Genomic DNA, 21,825 nt, shown 5'->3' on the forward strand with positions numbered 1-21,825 from the left:
AGGAGCGGTGTCAGGAGACGTTCGGCGGCAGGACGGCGTCACGCTTGCTCGCGTCGGCGTTGCTCAGCCGGCCCGTGCCCGCGAAGGTCGACAGCAGATCGAGCTCTCCGTTGATGACCGTGGCGAGGCGGCGGATGCCGTCACCGATGCGCTCCGGCGTCGGGTAGCAGAACGAGAGGCGGATGTTCTGACGTCCGTCTCCGTTGCCGTAGAACGCGGTACCCGGCGTGTACGCGACGAGCTCCTTCACTGCGCGCGGCAGCATCGCCTTGGAGTCGAGCTCCTCGGGCAGCGTGACCCAGACGTAGAAGCCGCCGTTCGGGTTCGTCCAGCTGAGGCCGGGCAGATGGGTCTGCAGGCCCTTCAGCATCGCCTCCTTCCGCTCGCGGTAGACGCCCCGGAAGGTGTCGATCTGTCCGCGCCAGTCGGCTGTCTCGAGGTACTTCGAGATGACCAGCTGGCTGAAGGACGACGGACTGAGGACGGCCGCCTCGTTGGCGAGGATCAGCCGCTCGCGGATCGCGTGCGGAGCGAGAGCCCAGCCCACCCGGAAGCCGGGAGCGAGCGTCTTCGAGAACGTGCCGAGGTAGATCACTCCGTCCTCCTCCAGCGAGCGCATCGCCTTCGGCGGGACGTCCTCGAAGTAGAGGAGGCCGTACGGGTTGTCCTCGAGCACGAGGATTCCCTCGGACTTGCAGATCTCGAGGATCTCGACGCGGCGCTCCCAGCTGAGGGTCACGCCCGCGGGATTGTGGAAGGTGGGGATCGTGTACAGGAACTTGATCGTCTTGCCGGCGGCGCGCACGCGGGCGATGTGCTCGCGGAGGGCGGCGGGGATGAGCCCGTGCTCGTCCATCGGGACGTGCTCGACCTCGGCCTGGTACGACCGGAAGATGACCATCGCCGTGACGTAGCTGGGGCCCTCGGAGAGGACGACGTCCCCCGGGTCCAGGAAGAGCTTGGAGACGAGCTCCAGGGCGTGCTGAGAGCCCGTGGTGACCACGATGTCGTCCGCGCTGGCGGAGATGCCCTCGAGGGCCATGACGTCGAGGATCTGCTCGCGCAGGACGGGGACGCCCTGGCCCGACCCGTACTGCAGCGCGACGGGTCCCTGCTCCCGCATCACGGTGTCGATGGCGCCGGTCACCAGGTCCTGGGGGAGCGCGGACACGAACGGCATACCGCCGGCGAGCGAGACCACTTCGGGGCGTGACGCGACGGCGAACAGGGCTCGGACCTCGCTGGCGGCCAGACCGGCCGTGCGCTCCGCATAGGAGTTGTACCAGGGGTCGAGGTTGGTGCCGCGGTTGGTCACGATGGTTCCGCTTCGCTCGGTGGACAGGGTCTCTTCGGCCGGAGCCGAGTGGATCCACAGTACCGGCCGGTCCTGTGCTGCGGCGGGGCGGTCGGGCGCCACCGCAGGGATCGTGGCCTGCGCCCCGGCTGGGCTGTTTCACGTGAAACAGCCCAGGAACGAGGAGAGCCCCCGTCATGACGTGACAGGGGCTCTCGGAGACCGCACGGGGCGGTCAGGGGTGCGAACTCAGAGGAACGCGGCCAGGTCGGCCTCGAGGGCCGGCTTCGGCTTGGCGCCGATGACGGTCTTCACGACCTCGCCCTTCTGGTAGACCTTCATCGCCGGGATCGACGTGATCTGGTACTTCGCAGCGGTCTGCGGGTTCTCGTCGACGTTCAGCTTGACGATCTCGATCTTGTCGCCGTGCTCGGCCGAGATCTGGTCGAGGATCGGCGCGACCATGCGGCAGGGGCCGCACCACTCGGCCCAGAAGTCGACCAGGACGGTCTTCTCGGAGTCGAGGACGTCGGACTGGAACGATGCGTCGGTGACGCTCTTCGCGGTGGACATGGTGTTCTCTCCTTCACGAGTCGGCGGGCTGCCGGCTCCGATGTGCGATGACCGGACGGTCAGCGGGTGATGAGCTCGGCCCGGGGTGAGCCTTCGGTGTGGGCGGTGCCATCGGCGAGCGAAGCGAGGTAGTGCTCCGCGTCGAGGGCGGCGACCGTTCCGGATGCCGCGGCGGTGACGGCCTGACGGTAGGTCGGGTCGATCACGTCGCCGGCGGCGAAGACGCCGGGAACGGAGGTCTGGGAGGAGCGGCCGACCACCGAGATGGTGCCCTCGGTGGTGAGGTCGAGCTTGCCGTGCACGACGTGCGTGCGCGGGTCGTTGCCGATCGCGATGAACAGGCCGTCGAGGTCGAGGTGGGACTCGGTGCCGTCGACCGTGTCGCGCAGCTTCACGCCGTCGACGTGGTTCTCGCCGGTGATGCCGGTGACCTCGGCGTTCCAGATGAACTCGATCCTGTCGTTGTCGAAGGCGCGCTTCTGCATGACCTTCGAGGCGCGGAGCGAGTCCTTGCGGTGGATCACGTAGACCTTCGCGGCGTGCTTGGTGAGGAAGGTCGCCTCCTCCATGGCGGAGTCGCCACCGCCGACGACGGCGATGGTCTTGCCCTTGAAGAAGAAGCCGTCGCAGGTGGCGCACCACGAGACACCGTGTCCCGACAGGCGGTCCTCGTCATGGAGGCCCAGCTTGCGGTACGCGGATCCGGTCGCGACGACGACGGTCTTCGCCTCGATGCTCTCGCCGGAGCCGAGGTGGACGGTCTTGACCTCGCCCTCGAGATCGAGGGAGGTGACGTCGTCGTAGAAGGTCTCGGCGCCGAACTTCTCGGCCTGCGCCTGCATCGAGGTCATCAGCTCGGGGCCGAGGACGCCGTCGGGGAAGCCGGGGAAGTTCTCGACGTCCGTCGTGTTCATCAGGTCGCCGCCGATCTCGACCGACGAGGCCACGACCACCGGGTGCAGCTCGGCGCGCGCCGCGTAGATGGCGGCGGTCCAGCCGGCGGGGCCGGATCCGATGATGACGATGTCGCGCACGGCAACTCCTCGGGGTCTGTACGAGCGGTGACGGGTGGGGCGGGAGCCGAGCACCCGGAGCCGGTCGCTCGAATCGTTCCGCGGCTCCGTGGGCTACAACACATCCTAGGCGGGCACTATTCCGCGGGCCCGGTAGCGTGGGCAGCGCTACGGTCCGGTCGACTCAGCAGAACCGGAAAGGGCCTCTGACCGGGTATTTACTGGAGCAGTATCAGCGGCCCAGTCGGCGGAGCACCGGAGCGAGGACGGCGCGCAGCTCCGGCACCCGGAGGAACCAGAGGACCGCGAAGTAGACGAGCGCCATCACGGTGCCGATCGCGGCCATCGAGAGCAGCGGCTCCACGTAGTTCGAGACGGCGAAACCGCCCGCGCGCGTGCCGCCGAGGGCGACCAGGACGCCGTAGCCGGCGGCGGCGGAGGGCACCGCGGCGAGGACGAACTGCGCGAGCCTGACGAGGATCCGCCTGCCTCCGCGGCCGCCGAGCCGGCGGCGCAGGAGGAGGGCCGCCACGAGGGCCTGCACGCAGATGCCGAGCGAGGTCGCAGCGGCGATGCCGACAGCGGTGCGGTCGGCGGGGAGCCGGAGCACGATCAGGTACCCGGCGACCGCCACGACGACCTGCACCAGGGTGAACAGGAACGGCCGCGCTCCGTCGCTCAGGGCGTAGAACGCGCGCTGCATGATGGCGATCGAGGAGAACAGCGGCAGGGCGATCACGTAGGCCATGGCGATCGCTCCGATGGCCTGCGCGTCCGCGTACGAGTCGGTGAAGACGGAGCCGAACGGCACTGCGACCACGACGATCGCGGCGGCGGCGAAGACGAGCATCATCAGCACCAGGCGGAGCGAGGTGGAGACGTCCGAGCGGAACTCCTTCATCTCCCCCCGCGCGGTGTGGCCGCTCATCTTGGTGAAGTACGCCATAGCGATCGAGATCGCGATGACCGAGTGGGGCAGCATGAAGATCAGCCACGCCTTCTGCAGCGCCGCGGCCGAGGGCCCCTCGCCGGACGCGGTGGAGGAGACCTGGCTCTCGACGATGCCGGCGACGATGGTCAGCAGCACCGTGGCGAACGACCACAGCGACATCCGCCCGGCCGTGCCGAGGCCGACGCCCCGGAAGCGGAAGTCGGGGCGGTAGCTGAGGCCGACCCTCCGCCAGAAGAGCATCAGGAACAGCGACTGGACGACGATGCCCAGCGTCGCGCTCCCGCCGAGGAGGGTGACCATCGCCGGGGACCACGAGTCGACCGGACGGTTCCCCTCCGGATCGGCGCCGAACAGCACCATGAAGGCGACGAGCCCGGCGATCACCACGACGTTGTTCAGCACGGGCGCCCAGGTGAAGGGGCCGAACGAGCCGCGGGCGTTGAGCACCTCGCCGAGGATCGTGAACAGGCCGTAGAAGAAGACCTGCGGCAGGCACCAGAACGCGAAGGCGACGGCCAGCTGGTACTGCTCCGGTCCGTAGCCGGGCGCGTAGAGGCGCACGAGCAGGGGAGCGAGGACCGTGGCGGCGATCGTGGTCACCAGGAGCAGGCCGAGCGCCAGGGTCAGCAGGCGGTTGATGTAGCCGCGGCCGCCGTCGGCGTCGAGGCCCGCCCGCACGATCTGCGGGACGAGGACGGCGTTCAGAGCGCCGCCCGCGATGATCGAGTAGATCGTGTTGGGCAGCAGGTTCGCCGTCGTGAAGGCGTCCGCGCCCGGCGCGACCGCGGCTCCGATCGTGTTCGCCATGACGATCGACATGACGAAGCCGAGGATCCGCGAGACCATCGTGCCGGAGGCGAGGACGGCGCTCGCGCGTCCGAGGGAGAAGCTAGCCACGCGGGTCCGATCGCTGGTCGTCGAGGTCGGGCTGGACCTCGAGCACGGCGTTCGGGTCCTCCTCGTCCTCTGGGGTGTCGCCTCGACGGCGACGGCGGATGTTGCGGAGGATGCCGGCTCCGAAGACGACGACGAGCGCGATCCCGATGACCAGGGTGCCGACGGTCTCCCAGTCGGCGCGGACGCTGGTCGTCATGCCCGTGGGGGTGCCGATGGGGACGCCCTGCGCCGAGGTCAGCTGCAGGCCGAGGCTCGTCTCGCCGTTGCCGACCCGGGCCTTCACGGGGATGAGGACGCGGCCCTGCGAGCGGGCGTCGATCTCGGTGGTCTCGATCGCCTCCTCGTCGATGTCGAGGACGGCGTTCGAGGGCGAGGCCTGGATGCGGACGGCGATCGGCCAGGGGAGCTCGTTGCGGACGTACACGGGGATGCTCGAGTCGCGGGAGACCTGCAGGATGCTGCCGGTCGCGTCGATCGACACCAGCGAGAGCGTCCGGTCGGCCTCGGTCATGGCCGCGCCGACGGCGTCGCCCCAGCCGCTGCCGTCTCCGCGCCAGGTCACCGAGAGCAGCGCCAGCACGTCGTTGCGGCTCTTGCCCGAGAGCAGCTCCGGCTCCTGCAGCACGGAGGAGAACGCCTCGACCTCGGAGCCGGCGTCGAGCAGGTCGCGCACCCGGTCGAGCCGCGACTCCGACTCCGGCGAGTCGACGACGCTCGCGCCCTCGGTCGCGGGGACGGCGAGGGCGGTGGAGAGGACGACTCCGCGGGCCCAGGGCAGCGACTCGATCGCGTCGAGGGTCTCGGAGAGGCGCGCGGCGCCGATCGCCGAGCCGCGGCCGAGGGTGAGGACGACGTCCGGCGTGGTCCCCTCCTCCTGCACCTCGGCGAGATCGGTGGCGATCTCGGACATGCGGGCGCGCCACTCGGTGTCGTCGGTGGCGGTGGCGGCCGCGTCGAACGCCTCGGTGAGGCGCGAGTCGGCCACGACCAGGTCCGAGTCGCCGACGGTGGCGCGCGAGGTCGTGGTCACCTCCTCCGGCAGCAGGAGACCCGAGGAGGGGACGACCGTGCGGTTCACTCCGCTGGCCGCGTAGACGTCGAGGTCCGACCCCCGGAGGGTGCCCTCGTCGGGCCACGCGACGCTGCCGAGGGAGGTGCTCCAGTCGGAGGCGAGCAGCGACTCGGTGCTCGGACGCGCTGGCAGGTCCTCGGCCGGCTGGTCGGAGTCGACGGCGACCGTGGGCGCCGGGCTGGCGGTGCCGGGGACCGCGGCGAAGCGGGTGTCGTCGATCGCGTACTCGAAGGAGGTGGGAGAGAGGAGTGCGGAGAGCCCGGCCTGCGCCTGGGCCGAGACGTCGGCGTCGGCGTACGGCAGGGCGAAGCGCTCGTTCGGCACGGACTGCAGCCGGTCGAGCCAGTCGAGGGCGGACTCCGGAGCGGCGCTGCCGAGAATGCGGATCGAGGCGAGGATGCGCGGGTCGACCCCGATCGTGACGCCCTTCCCCGCGACCGCGTCGAGCTGCCGGGTGAGGGTCCCCGTGCCGTCGGTGTAGTCGGCGAGGGCCTCGGCCGAGAGCAGGCCGTCGGCCGTGTCCGGGACGGTGAGCGGGACGAGGACGCTGACGCCGGTCTCGGGCTCCGGGGCCGCCGCGTCGTCGGTCAGCTCGACGGCCGTGCGGGCGGTCGAGACGACACCACCTGGGCCGGTGACCGTGACGAGGACGGCGTGGGTGCCGAGCGCGGTCCGGTCGTTGGAGAAGGGGATCTGGTCGACCGGCACGGTGAGGCCGGCCTCGGCGGTGCTGGAGGGCAGCAGGCGCAGCTGGGCGGTCGCACGGACCGGGTCGGTGTCGTTGTCGGCCTCGGCGTCGAGCCAGTCGTGCAGCTCCGCGCGGGTGTCGAGGGTGGCGTAGGAGAGGGCGACCGTCACGTCGGCGCTGTCGATCGCCTCGGTGGTGCCGTTGCGCACGGCGATCGAGAGCTCGAGGTCCTGGCCGGGCCGCAGGACGCCGTCACTGCCGGCCCCGGCGGTCGTGGTGACGGTGCCTCGAACGGGCGTCGAGGTCGCCGTCGCGGCGGAGATCGGGGCCGCCAGGGCGGGGGAGGCCACGCCGGTCAGGCCGAGCAAGAGGGCGGCAGCACCTGCCGAGCGGAGCAGGAGGAGGGCCGCCCGCGAGCGGCGGGAGCGGAGGGAGGGGTCGCGCCGATGCATCGGACTCACTCGGCCTCCATGCGGGTGATTCTACGGGCAGCCCTCCTCGGGGCAGGCGGTGCGTCCGCTGTGCACGCGGTTCTCCCTGTAACCCCCTGGCACGGTCACCCGCTGACGGGACACCCCCCGCCACTAGGATCGTGCGAATGCACAGCGTCCAGACCGCTCTCGAGACCCTCCGCGCGCTCGCGGGGACGCCCACGGTGACGCGGCTGGCGGAGGCCTTCGCGGCCCAGGGCCACGAGCTCGCGCTGGTCGGCGGCCCGGTCCGCGACGCCTTCCTCGGCCACGGCGTGCACGACCTCGACTTCACCACCTCCGCGCGCCCCGACGACATCGTGCGGATCGTCGCTCCGATCGCCGAGGCGCACTGGGACATCGGCCGGGCCTTCGGCACGATCGGCGCTCGCGTGGCCGGCGAGACGGTCGAGATCACGACCTACCGCAGCGACAGCTACGACGGGGTGAGCCGCAAGCCCGAGGTCGAGTTCGGCGACTCGCTCGAGGGCGACCTGGTGCGGCGCGACTTCACGGTCAACGCGATGGCGCTGCGGCTCCCGGAGGTCGTCCTCGTCGATCCCTCGGGAGGAGTGGAGGACCTGCTCGCCGGCCGGCTGCGCACCCCCTCCCCCGCCGACCTCTCCTTCGGCGACGATCCGCTCCGGATGCTCCGCGGCGCGCGCTTCACCTCGCAGCTCGGCTTCCGCACCACCGACGAGGTCGAGTGGGCGATGGCCGAGCTCGCCGGCCGGATCGACGACGTCTCGGCGGAGCGCGTGCAGGAGGAGCTGCGGAAGCTCCTCGCGACCGCCTCGCCCCGTGCCGGCCTGGAGCTGCTCGTCGACACCGGTCTGGCCGGTCGCTTCCTCCCGGAGCTGCCCGCGCTGCGCCTGGAGCAGGACGAGCACCACCACCACAAGGACGTCTACACCCACAGCCTCACCGTGCTGGAGCAGGCGATCGCGCTGGAGGAGTCGCGGCACCCCGGAGCCGCGCCCGACGTGGTGCTGCGGCTCGCCGCCCTCCTGCACGACATCGGGAAGCCGGCCACGCGGCGGCTCGAGCCGGGCGGAGCGGTGAGCTTCCACCACCACGACCTGGTCGGCTCCAAGCTCGCGATCAAGCGGTTGCGCGCGCTCAAGTTCGACAACCAGACGACGAAGGACGTGGCCCGCCTCATCGAGCTGCACCTGCGCTTCTTCGGGTACACGGACGGCGCGTGGACCGACTCCGCGGTGCGCCGCTACGTGACCGACGCCGGGCCCCTGCTCGAGCGGCTGCACATCCTCACCCGCGCCGACGTGACCACGCGCAACCGCCGCAAGGCCGACCGGCTCGCGCACGCCTACGACGACCTCGAGGCGCGCATCGCGGAGCTCGCCGAGAAGGAGGAGCTCGCCTCCAAGCGCCCCGACCTCGACGGCACGCGGATCATGGAGATCCTCGGCCTCGCCCCGGGCCCCGAGGTCGGACAGGCGTACCGGTTCCTGCTGGAGCTGCGGCTCGAGGAGGGGCCGCTCGGCGAGGAGGTCGCGACGCAGCGGCTCCGCGAGTGGTGGGCGTCTCGCTGAGGCGCTGAGCCGGGCCGCGTGCCCGCCCCGCCCTGCACCCGGGTTGGTGCGCCTCGAGCGGATCCGTCCGGCGCGTCGCGGCGGTCCTGTTGTAGTCTGTACAGGTTGTCCACGACCAGACGCACTCGCGTCCGCGGGAGTGGGCAGATGCTACATACCCTCCTGTCACGGAAATACCGTGGCCGTTCAGTCCGAAGGAGGTGGGTTAGTGACGCATCAGTACGAGATCATGGTCATCCTGGACCCCGAGATCGATGAGCGCACCGTCGCTCCGAGTCTCGACAAGTTCCTCAACGTCATCCGCACCGATGGTGGATCCATCGACAAGGTCGACGTCTGGGGCCGCCGTCGTCTGGCGTACGAGATCAACAAGAAGTCCGAGGGCATCTACGCCGTCGTCGACTTCACGTCGACCTCCGCCGCAGCGAACGAGCTCGACCGTCAGCTGAAGCTGTCCGAGGCCGTCATGCGCACCAAGGTGCTGCGGGCCGAAGAGGGCATCGCCCAGGTCGCGGCCGCCGCGAAGCTCGCCGACGAGAAGGCCGCCCGCAAGGCCGCCAAGGCCTCGGCCGCTCCCAAGGCGTAGCGCTCATGGCCGGCGAGACGATCATCACCGTGGTGGGGAACCTCACCGCCGACCCCGAGCTGCGCTATACGCAGGGCGGGCTCGCGGTCGCGAACTTCACCATCGCCTCCACGCCGCGCACCTTCGACCGTCAGGCGAACGACTGGAAGGACGGCGAAGCGCTGTTCCTCCGCGCCTCCGTCTGGCGCGAGTTCGCCGAGAACGTCGCAGGAACGCTGACCAAGGGCAGCCGCGTCATCGCGACCGGCCGCCTGAAGCAGCGCTCCTACGAGACGAAGGAAGGCGAGAAGCGCACCAGCATCGAGCTCGAGATCGACGAGATCGGGCCCTCGCTGCGCTACGCGACCGCGCAGGTCACGCGCGCCTCCGGTGGAGGCGGACGCGGCCAGGCCGGTGGCGGCCAGGGCAACGGCGGTCAGATCGGCGGCGGCCAGGGCGGCTTCGGCGGCGGCGGTCAGGGGGGCTCCGGCAACGCCGGCGGCAACCGTGGCGGTCAGGCCGAGGAGCCGTGGGCGCCGAGCGCTCCCGCCGGTGGCGACGTGTGGAGCACGCCGGGCAGCTACAACGACGAGACGCCGTTCTGAGCCTCGGCTCGGACGCTCTCCTCACCTGAATCACGCCTCCCCCGCACCGCGATCGCTCGCGGCGGGGCAGGGGCGAACCAGAATCTAAGGAAACCACTATGGCTGGAAAGAGCAGCGGCGACCGCCGCAAGCCGATCCGCGGCAAGGGCGCGAAGAACGCGGCCCCCGCGAAGTCGGTCCGCGTGGGTGTCATCGACTACAAGGACGTCGCGACCCTCCGCAAGTTCATCTCGGAGCGCGGGAAGATCCGCGCCCGTCGTATCACCGGCGTCTCCGTTCAGGAGCAGCGCCTCATCGCCCGTGCCGTCAAGAACGCCCGCGAGATGGCGCTCCTGCCCTACGCCGGCAGCGGAAGGTAGGTAACGGTATGTCCAAGGTCATCCTGACCCACGAGGTCGACGGACTCGGCTCGGCCGGCGACGTCGTCGACGTGAAGAACGGGTTCGCCCGCAATTACCTCATCCCGCAGGGCTTCGGCGTCGCGTGGACCCGCGGTGGCGAGAAGCAGGTCGAGCAGATCAAGTCGGCGCGAGCCGCTCGTGAGCACAAGACCATCGAAGAGGCCCAGCACACCAAGCAGGTCCTCGAGGCGAACCGCGTGAAGCTGACGGTCAAGGCCGGCAAGGACGGCCGCCTGTTCGGCTCGGTGAAGACCTCCGACATCGCGAACGCGGTGGCGGCGGCCGGATTCGGCGAGCTCGACAAGCGCAAGATCGTCATCTCGAACGCGATCAAGCACGTCGGCGAGCACGAGGCCGTGGTGCGTCTGCGCGACGACATCCAGGCCACTGTGAAGCTGCAGGTGGTCGCGGCCAAGTAAGGCCGCGAGAACGCCGCGGAGGGCGGTGCGACGGGACTTCCGAGTCCCTCGCACCGCCCTTCGTCGTTCCCGTTCTCCACAGCTCCATCCACATACACCCTTCAGCGGGACCAACCTTCACTGTGGTCTTGAGTCTCTTTTCCCCACACACCTGTGGAAAGCGGTGAATGCCTGGTCAGAGGCCAGAAAAAACTTGCCAAGAGCCGCTGATCCCACAGGGTTGTCCACATGTTGCCCACAGTGGTCCCGGCGTTTCCCCTCGGTTCTGCACAGCTCTCTCCACAGGGCGGTTTGCGTGCCGCGGGCGGCGGTCCGTAGGGTGGCGCAGCGCCCCGCGAGGGGTGCGGGCAGGCGCCCGTGCGCCGCTGTCGGAGGTCGCTGGTAGACCGGATCCCGGCACCGGCTCGACCGGACGCGCAGCACCCGACAGGAGGAGGCGAAGGCATGACGATCGCGCACCTGGCGGTACCCGGCTCGGACGGACGGGACGGTCGCGGAGACCGCGGCGAGTCGCGCGGGAACGAGCGGACCCCTCCGCACGACCTCCTCGCCGAGCAGTCGGCGCTGGGCGGCATGCTGCTCTCGAAGGACGCGGTCGCCGACGTCGTCGAGAGCGTGAAGGGCACCGACTTCTACATCCCCAAGCACGAGATCGTCTTCGACGCGATCCTCGCCCTCTACTCGCACGGCGAGCCGACCGACGTCATCGCGGTCACCGACGAGCTCACGAAGCAGGGCGAGCTGCAGCGGGCCGGCGGCGCCGACTACCTGCACACGCTCACCTCGATGGTCCCCACCGCGGCCAACGCCGGGTACTACGCCTCCATCGTCGCCGAGCGCGCTCTGCTGCGCCGCCTCGTCGAGGCGGGCACCCGCATCGCGCAGATGGGCTACCAGGGCGAGGGCGAGGTGCTCGACCTGGTCAACACGGCGCAGGCCGAGATCTACAACGTCACCGGCTCCGAGACGGCGGAGGACTACGTCCCGCTGACCGACGCGGTGACCGTCGCGATCGACGAGATCGAGGCGGCCGCTCACAAGGACGGCAGCTTCACCGGCGTCCCCACCGGCTTCGCCGACCTCGACGACCTGACCAACGGCTTCCACGCCGGGCAGATGATCATCGTCGCCGCGCGCCCCGCGCTCGGAAAGTCGACGCTGGCGCTCGACTTCGCCCGCGCCGCCGCGATCAAGCACAACATGGCCACGATCTTCTTCTCCCTCGAGATGGGGCGCAGCGAGATCGCGATGCGCCTCCTCTCGGCCGAGGCGTCCGTGCCGCTGCAGCACATGCGCAAGGGCACGGTCGACCAGCGCGACTGGACGACCATCGCCTCCACCCGTGGCCGGATCAACGACGCGCCGCTCTACATCGACGACTCGCCCAACATGACCCTCGTCGAGATCCGGGCGAAGTGCCGCCGGCTCAAGCAGCGGGTCGGGCTCAAGATGGTCGTCATCGACTACCTGCAGCTGATGACCTCCGGCAAGAAGGTCGAGAGCCGCCAGCAGGAGGTCTCGGAGTTCTCGCGTGCCCTCAAGCTCCTCGCGAAGGAGCTGCAGGTGCCGGTCATCGCGCTCTCGCAGCTGAACCGAGGCCCCGAGCAGCGCGCCGACAAGCTCCCCGCCATCTCGGACCTCCGCGAGTCCGGCTCGATCGAGCAGGACGCCGACATGGTGATCCTCCTGCACCGCGAGAGCGCCTACGAGAAGGACAACCCGCGCGCGGGCGAGGCCGACCTCATCGTCGCCAAGCACCGCAACGGCCCGACCCGCACGGTGACCGTGGGCTTCCACGGCCACTTCTCGCGCTTCGCCGACATCCCGGCGGTCTGACGTGACACGTGCTGCTGCCGTCCCCGAGCCCGTCGACGTCCCGCTGGGCGGCGGGTCGATCCGCCTGGGCCAGTTCCTCAAGTTCGCGGGGATCCTCTCGGGCGGCGAGGCCAAGGAGGCGGTCGCCGAGGGGATGGTGACCGTCAACGGCGAAGTCGATCTGCGCCGCGGGCGCCAGCTCGTCGTCGGCGACGTCGTCGGGTTCGGCCGGAACCGCTTCCGCGTCTGCGAGTGAGCGCGGCCGCGCCTCGACGGGCGCGATCGGCCGAGACGCCGCGGAACGGATGAGACGCCGCTCAGAGGCGGGCGCGTCGGCGTGTTGAGCGGTGGCTCGGCGCACACTGGCTCCTGGACATCCCGGGACGACAGGAGACGCGCGTGCAGCTCGGCATTCACTTCATGAACTTCACCCTTCCGGGCGGAAGCGCGGGGATCGCGCCGATCCTCGGAGCGACCGCGCGGACGGCCGAGGACGTCGGCTGCGCGTGGTTCACGCTGATGGACCACTACTTCCAGATGGAGCACTTCGCGACGAGCGAGGATCCGATGCTCGAGGGCTACACCTCGCTCGGCTTCGTCGCCGGCCGGACGGAGCGGATGCGGCTGGGGCTCCTCGTCACCGGCGTGACGTACCGCCATCCGGGACTGCTCGCGAAGATCGTCACCACCCTCGACGTGCTCTCCGGCGGGCGCGCGATGCTCGGCATCGGCGCCGCCTGGTACGAGCGCGAGCACCTCGGGCTCGGCGTGCCGTACCCGCCGCTGAAGGAGCGGTTCGAGCGGTTGGAGGAGACGCTGCGGATCTGCCGTCAGATGTGGAGCGACGACGACGGGCCGTTCGAGGGGATGCACTACCGGCTCGCCGAGACGCTGAACCACCCGGCGCCGATCCAGCAGCCCGGCCCGCCCATCCTCATCGGCGGCGGCGGAGAGAGGAAGACGCTGCGGCTGGTCGCGCAGTACGGAGACGCCTGCAACCTGTTCGGCACCGGCGCGGACGACGTGGCGCACAAGCTGGACGTGCTGAAGCGGCACTGCGACGATCTCGGGCGCGACTACGCGACGATCACGAAGACCATCACCGGGGGCGGCGATCCGATCGGCGACCCCGACGGCTTCGTCCGCGCGATGGAGGAGTACGCGGCGCTGGGGATCGACCACGTGCAGCTGGCGCCGGCCGGGCCGGATCCGGAGGGGTACGTCGCCCGGCTGGGCGAGGGCGTGATCGAGCGGGTGGCGGCTCTCGGCTGAGGGCTTCGGGACGCACAGCACTCCGACCGGTTCGGGTGCCGCGGGCGTCACCGCTGATCCGCTCCGCCGGCCGGGTCCGCCGTCACCGGCGCGAGGACTCCTGTGGCGGCCATGTCCCGGGTCGTGGGACGCCGTCGGCGGATCCTGCCCCCCGTCAGGGTCGCGGCGTAGACGCGGGCGAGGAGCGCGACCCACGGTTCGAGCCTCCCACCTCGGGTTATTGAGCTCACGCTGACGTGGGCAGATCGCTGGCCTCATGCCGCACGTGTCCTCTCGTACCTCGCTCCGCCGTCATCGGCAGAACCGCAGAAGAGGGGCGATCGGGACGGGTGTCGTCCTCGCCGTCGTCGGCGCCGCGCTCTTCGCCGGCGTCTCGGCGCAGGCGGCCACTGCTTCCGACCTCGGCACGGCGGAGGACTACTCGGTCCTGGCCGCGTCGACCGTGACGAACACGGGGTCGAGCGTCCTGGACCAGAGCGTCGGGCTCAGCCCGCTGACCGCCGTCACCGGGTTCCCGCCCGGACGGACGGACGGAGTGATCCACCGCGGAGACGCGGAGGCGGCTCAGGCCCAGGCCGACGTGGGCACCGCCTACGGACAGCTCGCCTCGCAGGCGACGACCGCGCAGGTCGACGCCGAGATCGGCGGCAGCACGCTGAAGCCCGGGGTGTACACCGCGGCCGGACCGGTCGGAGCGACGGGGACGCTCACGCTCGACGCCGAGGGCGTCAACGAGGCGGTCTTCGTGATCCGCGCCGCGTCGACGCTGACGACGGCGTCGTCGAGCACTGTGGCCCTGATCAACGGAGCGCAGGCCTGCAACGTCTACTGGCAGATCGGCAGCTCCGCGACTCTCGGCACCGACTCGGACTTCGTGGGCTCCGTGCTCGCCTCGGTCTCGATCACGGTGACGACGGGCGTCTCCGTCGAGGGCCGCGCACTGGCCCGCACGGGAGCGGTCACGCTCGATTCCAACGACTTCACCGAGCCGGGCTGCGAGCCCTCCGACGGCGGATCGTCGCCGACGGCGACTCCGACGGTCACGCCGACCGTGACGCCGACGGTCACGCCGACCGTGACGCCGACGGTCACGCCGACCGTGACGCCGACGGTCACGCCGACCGTGACGCCGACGTTCACGCCGACCGTGACGCCGACCGTGACCCCGACAGTCACGCCGACCGTGACGCCCACGGTCACTCCGACGGTGACGCCCACGGTCACTCCGACGGTGACCCCGACCATCACGCCGACCGTGACGCCGACCGTCGTGCCCACCGTGGCTCCGACGGTCACGCCCACTGTCACGCCGACCGTGACTCCCACCGTCACCCCGACGGTGACCCCCACCATTACTCCGACGGTGACGCCGACGATCGCGCCCACCGTGGCCCCGACGGTCACGCCGACGACCACGCCGACGGTGACGCCGACCGTGGCTCCGACGGCGACTCCCACCACCACGCCGACCGCGACGCCCACGGCCTCGCCCACTCCGACCGCGACCACAGCGCCGCGACCGGCGCCCTCCCACGCCGCGGTCGTTCCCGTGTCCGGGTCGAACGGTCCCCGCGGTCCGGCTCTCGCCTCGACCGGAGTGGACGCCGCAGCGACGGCGACCGCCGGAGTGCTGGGCCTGCTCGCCCTGGTCGGCGGCGGTCTGATGCTCCTCACCCTCCGACGCCGCGGTGAGCGCACCGGCAGCTGATTCCGGCTGATCATCGGCAGCTGATCACCGCCAGGCCGTGCGCCGGACTCCCGAGGGGTCCGGCGCACGTCTGCGCCCACGATCCCGCTCCGCCCGTCTCTCGGGTGTCCTCGCCGATGCGCGCAGGCCCGCTCGTGCGTCGAGACGCCGCTCCGAGCGTCGGGGCACCGCTGAGCAGGCGGTGTCCTCCGCGTTCTCGCGGAGGGCGGGGGCGTCAGCCGGAGGACTCCCGCGGCACGAAGCGGACGGGCATGGCCTGCACGCCTGCGGTCGGACGTCCGTGGATCGCGTTCGAGAGCTCCTCCGCGGCGGCGCGGCCGAGCGTGTCGAGCATCATGTCGATGCTCGAGAGCGGCGGGCGGGCGGCCTCGACGAGGAGGTCCCAGTTGTCGAAGCCGACGACGGCCACGTCCTGCGGCACCCGCCGGCCGGTCTCGCGCAGGTGGTCGAGCGTGCCGCGGGCGATCTGGTCGCTCGCGCAGATGATCGCGTCGAGGTCCGGATGCGCGCGCAGCAGCGTCTCGGCGCACTGGCGGCCCCAGCTCTCGGACCACTGCCCGAAGAGGACGCCGCCGCCGACCAGCGGCAGCCCCGCCTCCGTCAGCGCCTGCTCGACGCCCCGGGCGCGGTCGTGCGCGGCGGTGTAGCTCGGCTCGCCGTTGACGAGGGCGATCCTCGTCCGTCCGCGCTCGATCAGGTGGCGGGCGGCGAGGACGCCGGCCTGCACGTTGTCGGGCGTGAAGGAGGAGTCGCGCGGATCCTCCGAGGGCGCGTAGGCATAGACGACCGGCACCGGGATGGTGCGCGTGATCGAAGGGCGCGGGTTGGTCGTCCGGCCGAGCACCACGATCCCGTCGACGCGCTTGGCGAGCAGATTCTTGATGTGGTGCTGCTCGCGGATCGAGTCGCCGCGGGCGTCGCAGAGGAGCACTGACGTCGATCCGGCGCCGAACGCGTCCTCGGCGCCGAGCAGCACGGGGAGCACGAAGCGGTTGTCGAGGTCGTTCGTGAGCATCCCGATGGTGCCCGTGCGCCGGGAGTTGAGGGCCTGCGCGAACGGGTTCGGGGTGAAGGAGAGGGCCTCGGCGGCGTCCAGCACGCGCTGGCGGGTCTCGGCGCGCACCTGGTCGCGGCCGTTGAGCGCTTTGGAGGCGGTGGCGATCGAGACGCCGGCGGCGGCCGCCACGTCGGTGAGCGTGATGGTGCCGGTGGGCTTGCGTGGTGGCACCGCGCCTCCGTTCCGGGCCCGGCGGGCCGCCGCGTCGATCCTCGCACGACTCCGGCGAAAAACCGAAAAGACCGAAAAGGTCGCATCTCTTGACGCGCTGACCGCCCCTGCCTAGGTTTACCCGACAGAAAGTAGTTTCGGCCCGGCGCAGACATTCGGGACGACTGCCGAGGAATCCGTCAACGACGAAGGGATCATCCGTGAAGACGAGGAAGCACGCTCGGGGCCTCGCCGCCGCCGTCCTGCTGGGGACGGCCGCCGCCGCACTGACCGGCTGCGCGAGCGGCTCCGGGGGAGACTCCGGCTCCGCCGCGGGAGGCAGCTACACGTTCTGGGACCCGTACCCCCAGTTCGACGAGTCGTCCGACTGGGCGAAGCTCATCGACTCCTGCGGGACCGAGGCCGGCGTCACCGTCGAGCGCACCGGCTACGACACCACCGACCTGACCAACAAGGCGCTGCTCGCCGGTCAGCAGGGCAACTCGCCCGACCTCCTGCTCGTCGACAACCCCGTGGTCTCGACGCTCGCGGAGTCGGGCATCCTGACCACGACCGCCGAGTCCGGGCTCTCCACCGAGGGGATCGACGCGAACATCCTCGCGGCCGGCCGGACCGGCAGCGACACCTTCGGCGTGCCGATCGGCGCCAACACGCTCGCGCTGTACTACAACAAGGCCGTGCTCGAGAAGGCCGGCGTGGACGCCGCCTCCATCACGGACTGGGCCGGGCTGACCGACGCGCTCGAGAAGGTCACCGCCTCCGGCGGCAAGGGCATCACGTTCTCCGGCATCGGCACGGAGGAGGGGACCTTCCAGTTCCTGCCGTGGTTCTGGGGCTCCGGCGCCGAGCTGACCGACCTCGACTCGCCCGCCGCGGTCGACGCCGTCTCGCTCTGGAGCGACTGGCTCGAGAAGGGCTACGCGCCCAACTCCGTGATCGGCAACACGCAGACCACGAGCTGGCAGGAGTTCGAGACCGGCGAGTACGCGTTCGGCGAGAACGGCACCTGGCAGCTGGCCAACGCGAAGGCCTCGGGCATCGACTACGGCGTCCTGACCATCCCGTCGAAGGACGGCGGAGCGGCCCCCGCACCGACCGGAGGCGAGTTCCTCACCCTCCCGGTGCAGTCGGACACGGCGCGCTACGAGACCTCGAAGAAGATCGCCGAGTGCCTGACCTCGACGGAGAGCCTGGTCACGACCGACAACACGCTCTCGTACATCGCGCCGACGGCCGAGGCGCAGCAGGAGCAGGTCGCCGGCAACGCCGACCTCGAGCCGTGGGTCACCGCCGTGCAGGCCGCGAAGGGCCGCACCTCGGACGACCTCGGCACGAAGTACCCGAAGATCTCGGAGCAGCTGTGGGGCGCGGTGCAGACCGTGCTCAGCGGCTCGCAGTCTCCCGAGGACGCCCTGAAGGCCGCCCAGTCGGCCGCCGAATCCGCCACGAAGTAGGACGACCGGGGGCTCCCGCTCCCCGAACGAGGTCCCTCCGGCCGGTGCTCCGCGCACCGGCCGGAGGGACGGGAGAGACCATGACCACTGCCACCGAGACCGCCCGCCTCCTGCGGCGCGGCACCGAGCCGCCGGCCACGCCCGCCCCGGCCGCCGAGAGCCGTCGGCGCCGCCGGCGCCCCGAGGGCGGCCGTCTGGTCGCGTGGGCGTTCCTCGCCCCGCTCGTCGCCTACCTGCTCGTCTTCTACGCGTTCCCGCTCTACCGCAACCTCGAGCTGAGCCTGAAGGACTACACGGTCCGCTCGTTCGTGCAGGGGAACGCACCCTTCGTCTGGTTCGACAACTACGTCCAGGTGTTCCAGGACGCGACCTTCGGCCCGGCGCTGCTGCACACGGCGGTCTTCACCGGCGTCTCGCTCCTCTTCCAGTTCACGCTGGGGCTGGCGCTCGCCGTGTTCTTCTACCGCCGCTTCCCGCTGGCGAGCACGCTCCGGGCGCTGTTCCTGGTGCCGTGGCTCCTGCCGCTGATCGTCTCGGCGTCGACCTGGTCGTGGATGCTCAACAGCGACTCCGGCATCGTGAACGCGTTCCTGGAGTCGTTCGGGATCGGCCAGATCAACTGGCTCACCTCGCCGACCACCTCGCTGATCGCGGTCCTGATCGCGAACATCTGGATCGGCATCCCGTTCAACCTGGTGATCCTCTACTCCGGCCTGCAGAACATCTCGCAGGACCTCTACGAGGCGGCCTCGCTCGACGGCGCGACCGGCGCCCAGCAGTTCTGGCGGATCACGCTGCCGCTGCTGCGGCCGGTGTCGGCGATCACGATCCTGCTCGGCCTCGTCTACACGCTGAAGGTGTTCGACATCATCTGGATCATGACGAAGGGCGGCCCCGCCGACTCCTCGACCACGCTCGCCACCTGGACGTACCAGCTCGGCTTCGGCTCGATGCTGCCCGACTTCGGACCGGCCGCGGCCGTCGGCAACCTGCTGATCATCCTGGCCCTCGTCTTCGGCCTCGTGTACATCCGGGTCCAGCGGAAGCAGGCCGACTCGTGACCGCCCGCCGCCCCTGGTACCTGACGGTGGTCGGGATCGCCCTCACGGCGGTCATGCTGTTCCCCGTCTACTGGATGATCAACGTCTCCCTCACTCCGACCGGCTCGATGCGGAAGGATCCGCCGGACTGGTTCCCGTTCTCTCCCACGTTCACCGGCTACCAGGCGGTGCTGAGCGAGCAGCTGCCCTACCTGGGCACCAGCCTCGTCGTCGGCCTGGGCACGGTGCTGCTGACCGTGGCGATCGCCGCTCCCGCCGCCTACTCGCTGGCGAAGCTGCGGCCCCGCGGCGGTCAGGCCCTCTCGTTCGTGCTGCTGATCGCGCAGATGATCCCGGCGATCATCATGGCGATGGGCTTCTACGCCATCTACCTCAACCTGGGGCTGCTCAACTCGATCCCGGGCCTGATCGTGGCCGACTCCACCATCGCGGTGCCGTTCGGCGTGCTGATCTTCACGGCCTTCATGTCGGGGATCCCCGACGAGCTCACCCAGGCGGCCCGGATGGACGGAGCGAGCGCCTGGCGCACCTTCACCTCGGTGATCATGCCGATCAGCCGCAACTCCGTCGTCACCGTCTCGCTGTTCGCGTTCCTCTGGGCCTGGTCGGACTTCATCTTCGCCTCGACGCTCGACAGCGGCGGGAAGCTCCAGCCGATCACCCTCGGCATCTACAAGTACATCGGCAACAACAACCAGGAGTGGAACTCGATCATGGCGACCGCCGTGGTCGCCTCGCTCCCGGCCGCCGTCCTCCTCGTCGTCGCCCAGCGGTACGTCTCGGCGGGAGTCACCGCCGGCGCCGTCAAGGACTGACCCGTCCCTCCAAGGAGACACCGTGACCCTCACCGCCCCCACCGCCACCGCCCTCGGCGGCCCGGTCGCCCCCTCGCGGAGCGTGCTCCGGCCGCTCCGCCAGGACGAGATCCGCCTCACCGGCGGCTTCTGGAAGCACTACCAGGACCTCAACTCCTCCGCCGTCATCGAGCACTGCCGCTCGTGGATCGAGCGCGTCGGCTGGGCCGGCAACTTCGACCGCGCGGCCGACGGCTCGATCTCGTCCGCGGAGAGCGGCGACGCGCACGCGGGCATCGAGTTCGTGGACTCCGAGGTCTACAAGCTCCTCGAGGCCATGGCCTGGGAGCTCGGCCGGAGCGACGACGCCGGGCTGCAGGAGCGGTACGACGACCTCGTCGCGCGGGTCGCCTCCGCCCAGGACCCGGACGGCTACCTGCACACGAGCTTCGGCCGGCCCGGCCAGCGTGCGCGCTACTCCGACCTGGAGTGGGGCCACGAGCTGTACAGCTTCGGGCACCTGATCCAGGCCGCCGTGGCGCGGCTCCGCACCGGGCACGACGACCTCCTGCCGCAGGTCGCCCGACGGCTCGCCGACCACGTGCACCGCGAGTTCGGGCCCGAGGGGAGGGTCGCCGTGTGCGGCCACCCCGAGATCGAGCCGGCGCTCGCCGAGCTGGCGCGGGCGACGGGGGAGGAGCGCTACCTCGAGCTGGCCCGCCTGTTCGTGGAGCGGCGCGGGACGGGGACGCTGAAGCCGATCGCGTTCGGCGCCGAGTACTTCCAGGACGACGTGCCCGTGCGCGACGCGGAGGTGCTGCGCGGCCACGCGGTGCGGGCCCTCTACCTCGCCTCCGGGGCTCTCGATGTCGCGGTCGAGACCGGCGACGCCGAGCTGGAGGAGGCGGTCCGCCGCCAGTGGGAGGCGACCGTCGAGCGGCGCACCTACGTCACGGGCGGGATGGGCTCGCACCACCAGGACGAGGCGTTCGGCGCCGACTACGAGCTGCCGCCGGACCGCGCCTACGCCGAGACCTGCGCGGCGATCGGCTCCACGATGCTCAGCTGGCGGCTCCTGCTCGGCTCGAACGAGCCCCGCTACGCGGACCTGATGGAGCGGACGCTGCTGAACGCGGTGCTCCCCGCGACCCGCGAGGACGGCCGCGCCTTCTTCTACACGAACACGCTGCAGCAGCGCGTCGACGGAGTGGCACCGGACGAGTCGCGCGAAACCGACCGCGCGCAGTCCAGCCTCCGCGCGCCCTGGTTCTGGGTCTCGTGCTGCCCGACCAACACCGCCCGCACCATGGCGAGCGTGGAGCTCGGCTTCGCGACCGCCACCGACGACGGGGTGCAACTCCACCAGTACGGCGCGTACGAGGTGCGCACCGGAGGCGTCGCGCTGCGCGTCGAGACGGAGTACCCGGCCGACGGCGAGATCGTCGTGCGGATCCTCGAGGACGCGGAGTTCGCGCTGACGCTGCGGGTCCCTCCGTTCGCGCGGGGCTCGGCGCTGCTCGACGGCGAGCCGGTCTCGACGCCGACCGTCACCGTCCGCCGGGCGTTCTCCGCCGGCGACACCGTGCGGCTCTCGCTGCCGATGACGGCCCGCTTCGTCGCCCCGCACCCCCGGATCGACGCGGTGCGCGGCCAGGTCGCCCTCGAGCGCGGGCCGTTCGTGCTGGCGATCGAGTCGCTCGACCTGCCAGAGGGCCTGGACACCGAGCACATCGCGGTCGACGCCTCGGTGCCGCCCGTCGTGACGGCGGAGGGAGCGCGCGTGTCCCTCGTGGCGCGGGAGGCGGCTCCCGGCTGGCCCTACGGTTCCGTGCCGGTGGAGGAGGGGCGCCGCTTCGAGGCGGAGTTCCGGCCGTACCACCGCTGGGCGAACCGCGGACCGTCGACGATGCGGATCTGGACGCCGACGGCCTGACAGGCACCGCTCGCGAGAACGCAGGAGTCGTCGCACTCGAGCGCGAGTGCGACGACTC

19 protein-coding genes are annotated in these 21,825 nt (G+C 70.9%); 13 read left to right on the forward strand and 6 right to left on the reverse strand.

The genetic code is table 11. The features are described 5' to 3' along the window. Positions 1 to 10 precede the first annotated feature (10 nt). From C5B95_RS04100 to C5B95_RS04120, 5 genes are all read right to left on the reverse strand, one after another. Positions 11 to 1,315: a PLP-dependent aminotransferase family protein gene (locus tag C5B95_RS04100; protein WP_104233029.1), complete on the reverse strand. Its 1,305-nt coding sequence runs from the start codon at positions 1,313 to 1,315 to the stop codon at positions 11 to 13. Positions 1,316 to 1,543: 228 nt separating this feature from the next. Continuing rightward, on the reverse strand, positions 1,544 to 1,867 hold the full coding sequence (gene trxA / locus C5B95_RS04105) for a thioredoxin (protein ID WP_104222687.1): 324 nt from the start codon (positions 1,865 to 1,867) through the stop codon (positions 1,544 to 1,546). A 59-nt stretch (positions 1,868 to 1,926) separates the two neighbouring features. Beyond that, complete coding sequence (trxB, locus tag C5B95_RS04110; RefSeq protein WP_104222688.1) at positions 1,927 to 2,901, reverse strand: thioredoxin-disulfide reductase; 975 nt, start codon at positions 2,899 to 2,901, stop codon at positions 1,927 to 1,929. Positions 2,902 to 3,112: 211 nt separating this feature from the next. After that, entirely contained in the window at positions 3,113 to 4,729 is a 1,617-nt protein-coding gene (gene murJ, locus C5B95_RS04115; RefSeq protein WP_258059789.1) for a murein biosynthesis integral membrane protein MurJ, read from the reverse strand. Further along, positions 4,722 to 6,941, reverse strand: a complete 2,220-nt coding sequence (locus tag C5B95_RS04120; protein ID WP_104348539.1) for a DUF6049 family protein — start codon at positions 6,939 to 6,941, stop codon at positions 4,722 to 4,724. The genes murJ and C5B95_RS04120 overlap by 8 nt, the downstream gene beginning before the upstream one ends. Before the next feature lie 146 nt (positions 6,942 to 7,087). Here C5B95_RS04120 and C5B95_RS04125 point away from each other — a divergent pair, with 146 nt between their 5' ends. The 9 genes from C5B95_RS04125 to C5B95_RS17810 all read left to right on the forward strand — a co-directional run bounded on the left by C5B95_RS04125 (position 7,088) and on the right by C5B95_RS17810 (position 15,297). Further along, complete coding sequence (locus tag C5B95_RS04125) at positions 7,088 to 8,512, forward strand: CCA tRNA nucleotidyltransferase (protein ID WP_104348540.1); 1,425 nt, start codon at positions 7,088 to 7,090, stop codon at positions 8,510 to 8,512. Between the two features lie 208 nt (positions 8,513 to 8,720). Then, positions 8,721 to 9,098: a 30S ribosomal protein S6 gene (gene rpsF, locus C5B95_RS04130; RefSeq protein ID WP_068207796.1), complete on the forward strand. Its 378-nt coding sequence runs from the start codon at positions 8,721 to 8,723 to the stop codon at positions 9,096 to 9,098. A gap of 5 nt (positions 9,099 to 9,103) precedes the next feature. Then, positions 9,104 to 9,682: a single-stranded DNA-binding protein gene (locus tag C5B95_RS04135; RefSeq protein WP_104222691.1), complete on the forward strand. Its 579-nt coding sequence runs from the start codon at positions 9,104 to 9,106 to the stop codon at positions 9,680 to 9,682. A gap of 98 nt (positions 9,683 to 9,780) precedes the next feature. Further along, on the forward strand, positions 9,781 to 10,041 hold the full coding sequence (rpsR, locus tag C5B95_RS04140; protein WP_055784551.1) for a 30S ribosomal protein S18: 261 nt from the start codon (positions 9,781 to 9,783) through the stop codon (positions 10,039 to 10,041). Between the two features lie 8 nt (positions 10,042 to 10,049). Further along, a complete protein-coding gene (gene rplI, locus C5B95_RS04145) occupies positions 10,050 to 10,502 on the forward strand; it encodes a 50S ribosomal protein L9 (protein WP_104222692.1) in 453 nt (150 codons plus the stop codon). Between the two features lie 444 nt (positions 10,503 to 10,946). Then, entirely contained in the window at positions 10,947 to 12,338 is a 1,392-nt protein-coding gene (gene dnaB / locus C5B95_RS04150; protein ID WP_104225797.1) for a replicative DNA helicase, read from the forward strand. Position 12,339: 1 nt separating this feature from the next. Next, the gene (locus C5B95_RS04155) at positions 12,340 to 12,573 is read left to right on the forward strand and encodes an RNA-binding S4 domain-containing protein (RefSeq protein WP_104348541.1); all 234 of its coding nucleotides are present in this window, start codon (positions 12,340 to 12,342) and stop codon (positions 12,571 to 12,573) included. A 143-nt stretch (positions 12,574 to 12,716) separates the two neighbouring features. After that, positions 12,717 to 13,589, forward strand: a complete 873-nt coding sequence (locus C5B95_RS04160; protein WP_181067993.1) for an LLM class F420-dependent oxidoreductase — start codon at positions 12,717 to 12,719, stop codon at positions 13,587 to 13,589. 265 nt (positions 13,590 to 13,854) lie between these two features. Continuing rightward, positions 13,855 to 15,297, forward strand: a complete 1,443-nt coding sequence (locus C5B95_RS17810; protein ID WP_258059790.1) for an ice-binding family protein — start codon at positions 13,855 to 13,857, stop codon at positions 15,295 to 15,297. A gap of 214 nt (positions 15,298 to 15,511) precedes the next feature. Here C5B95_RS17810 and C5B95_RS04170 read toward each other — a convergent pair whose 3' ends face one another. Continuing rightward, positions 15,512 to 16,525 carry a LacI family DNA-binding transcriptional regulator gene (locus C5B95_RS04170; RefSeq protein WP_104237753.1) on the reverse strand — a complete coding sequence of 338 codons (1,014 nt, stop codon included), beginning with the start codon at positions 16,523 to 16,525 and terminating at the stop codon, positions 15,512 to 15,514. Positions 16,526 to 16,725: 200 nt separating this feature from the next. On the opposite strand from C5B95_RS04170, the gene C5B95_RS04175 reads away from it, so the two are divergent. The 4 genes from C5B95_RS04175 to C5B95_RS04190 all read left to right on the forward strand — a co-directional run bounded on the left by C5B95_RS04175 (position 16,726) and on the right by C5B95_RS04190 (position 21,767). Further along, the gene (locus C5B95_RS04175) at positions 16,726 to 17,979 is read left to right on the forward strand and encodes an extracellular solute-binding protein (protein ID WP_104348543.1); all 1,254 of its coding nucleotides are present in this window, start codon (positions 16,726 to 16,728) and stop codon (positions 17,977 to 17,979) included. A gap of 80 nt (positions 17,980 to 18,059) precedes the next feature. Then, positions 18,060 to 19,040 (forward strand): carbohydrate ABC transporter permease, encoded by a 981-nt coding sequence (locus C5B95_RS04180; RefSeq protein WP_104348544.1) that lies wholly within the window; start codon positions 18,060 to 18,062, stop codon positions 19,038 to 19,040. Further along, positions 19,037 to 19,855, forward strand: a complete 819-nt coding sequence (locus C5B95_RS04185) for a carbohydrate ABC transporter permease (protein WP_104222699.1) — start codon at positions 19,037 to 19,039, stop codon at positions 19,853 to 19,855. Before C5B95_RS04180 ends, C5B95_RS04185 begins: the two co-directional genes overlap by 4 nt. Positions 19,856 to 19,877: 22 nt before the next feature. After that, a complete protein-coding gene (locus tag C5B95_RS04190; RefSeq protein ID WP_104348545.1) occupies positions 19,878 to 21,767 on the forward strand; it encodes a glycoside hydrolase family 127 protein in 1,890 nt (629 codons plus the stop codon). The last annotated feature ends 58 nt before the right edge of the window (positions 21,768 to 21,825 follow it).

Origin of the sequence: Rathayibacter sp. AY1A7 (assembly GCF_002930845.1) — a bacterium.
Taxonomy (GTDB): Bacteria; Actinomycetota; Actinomycetes; order Actinomycetales; family Microbacteriaceae; genus Rathayibacter.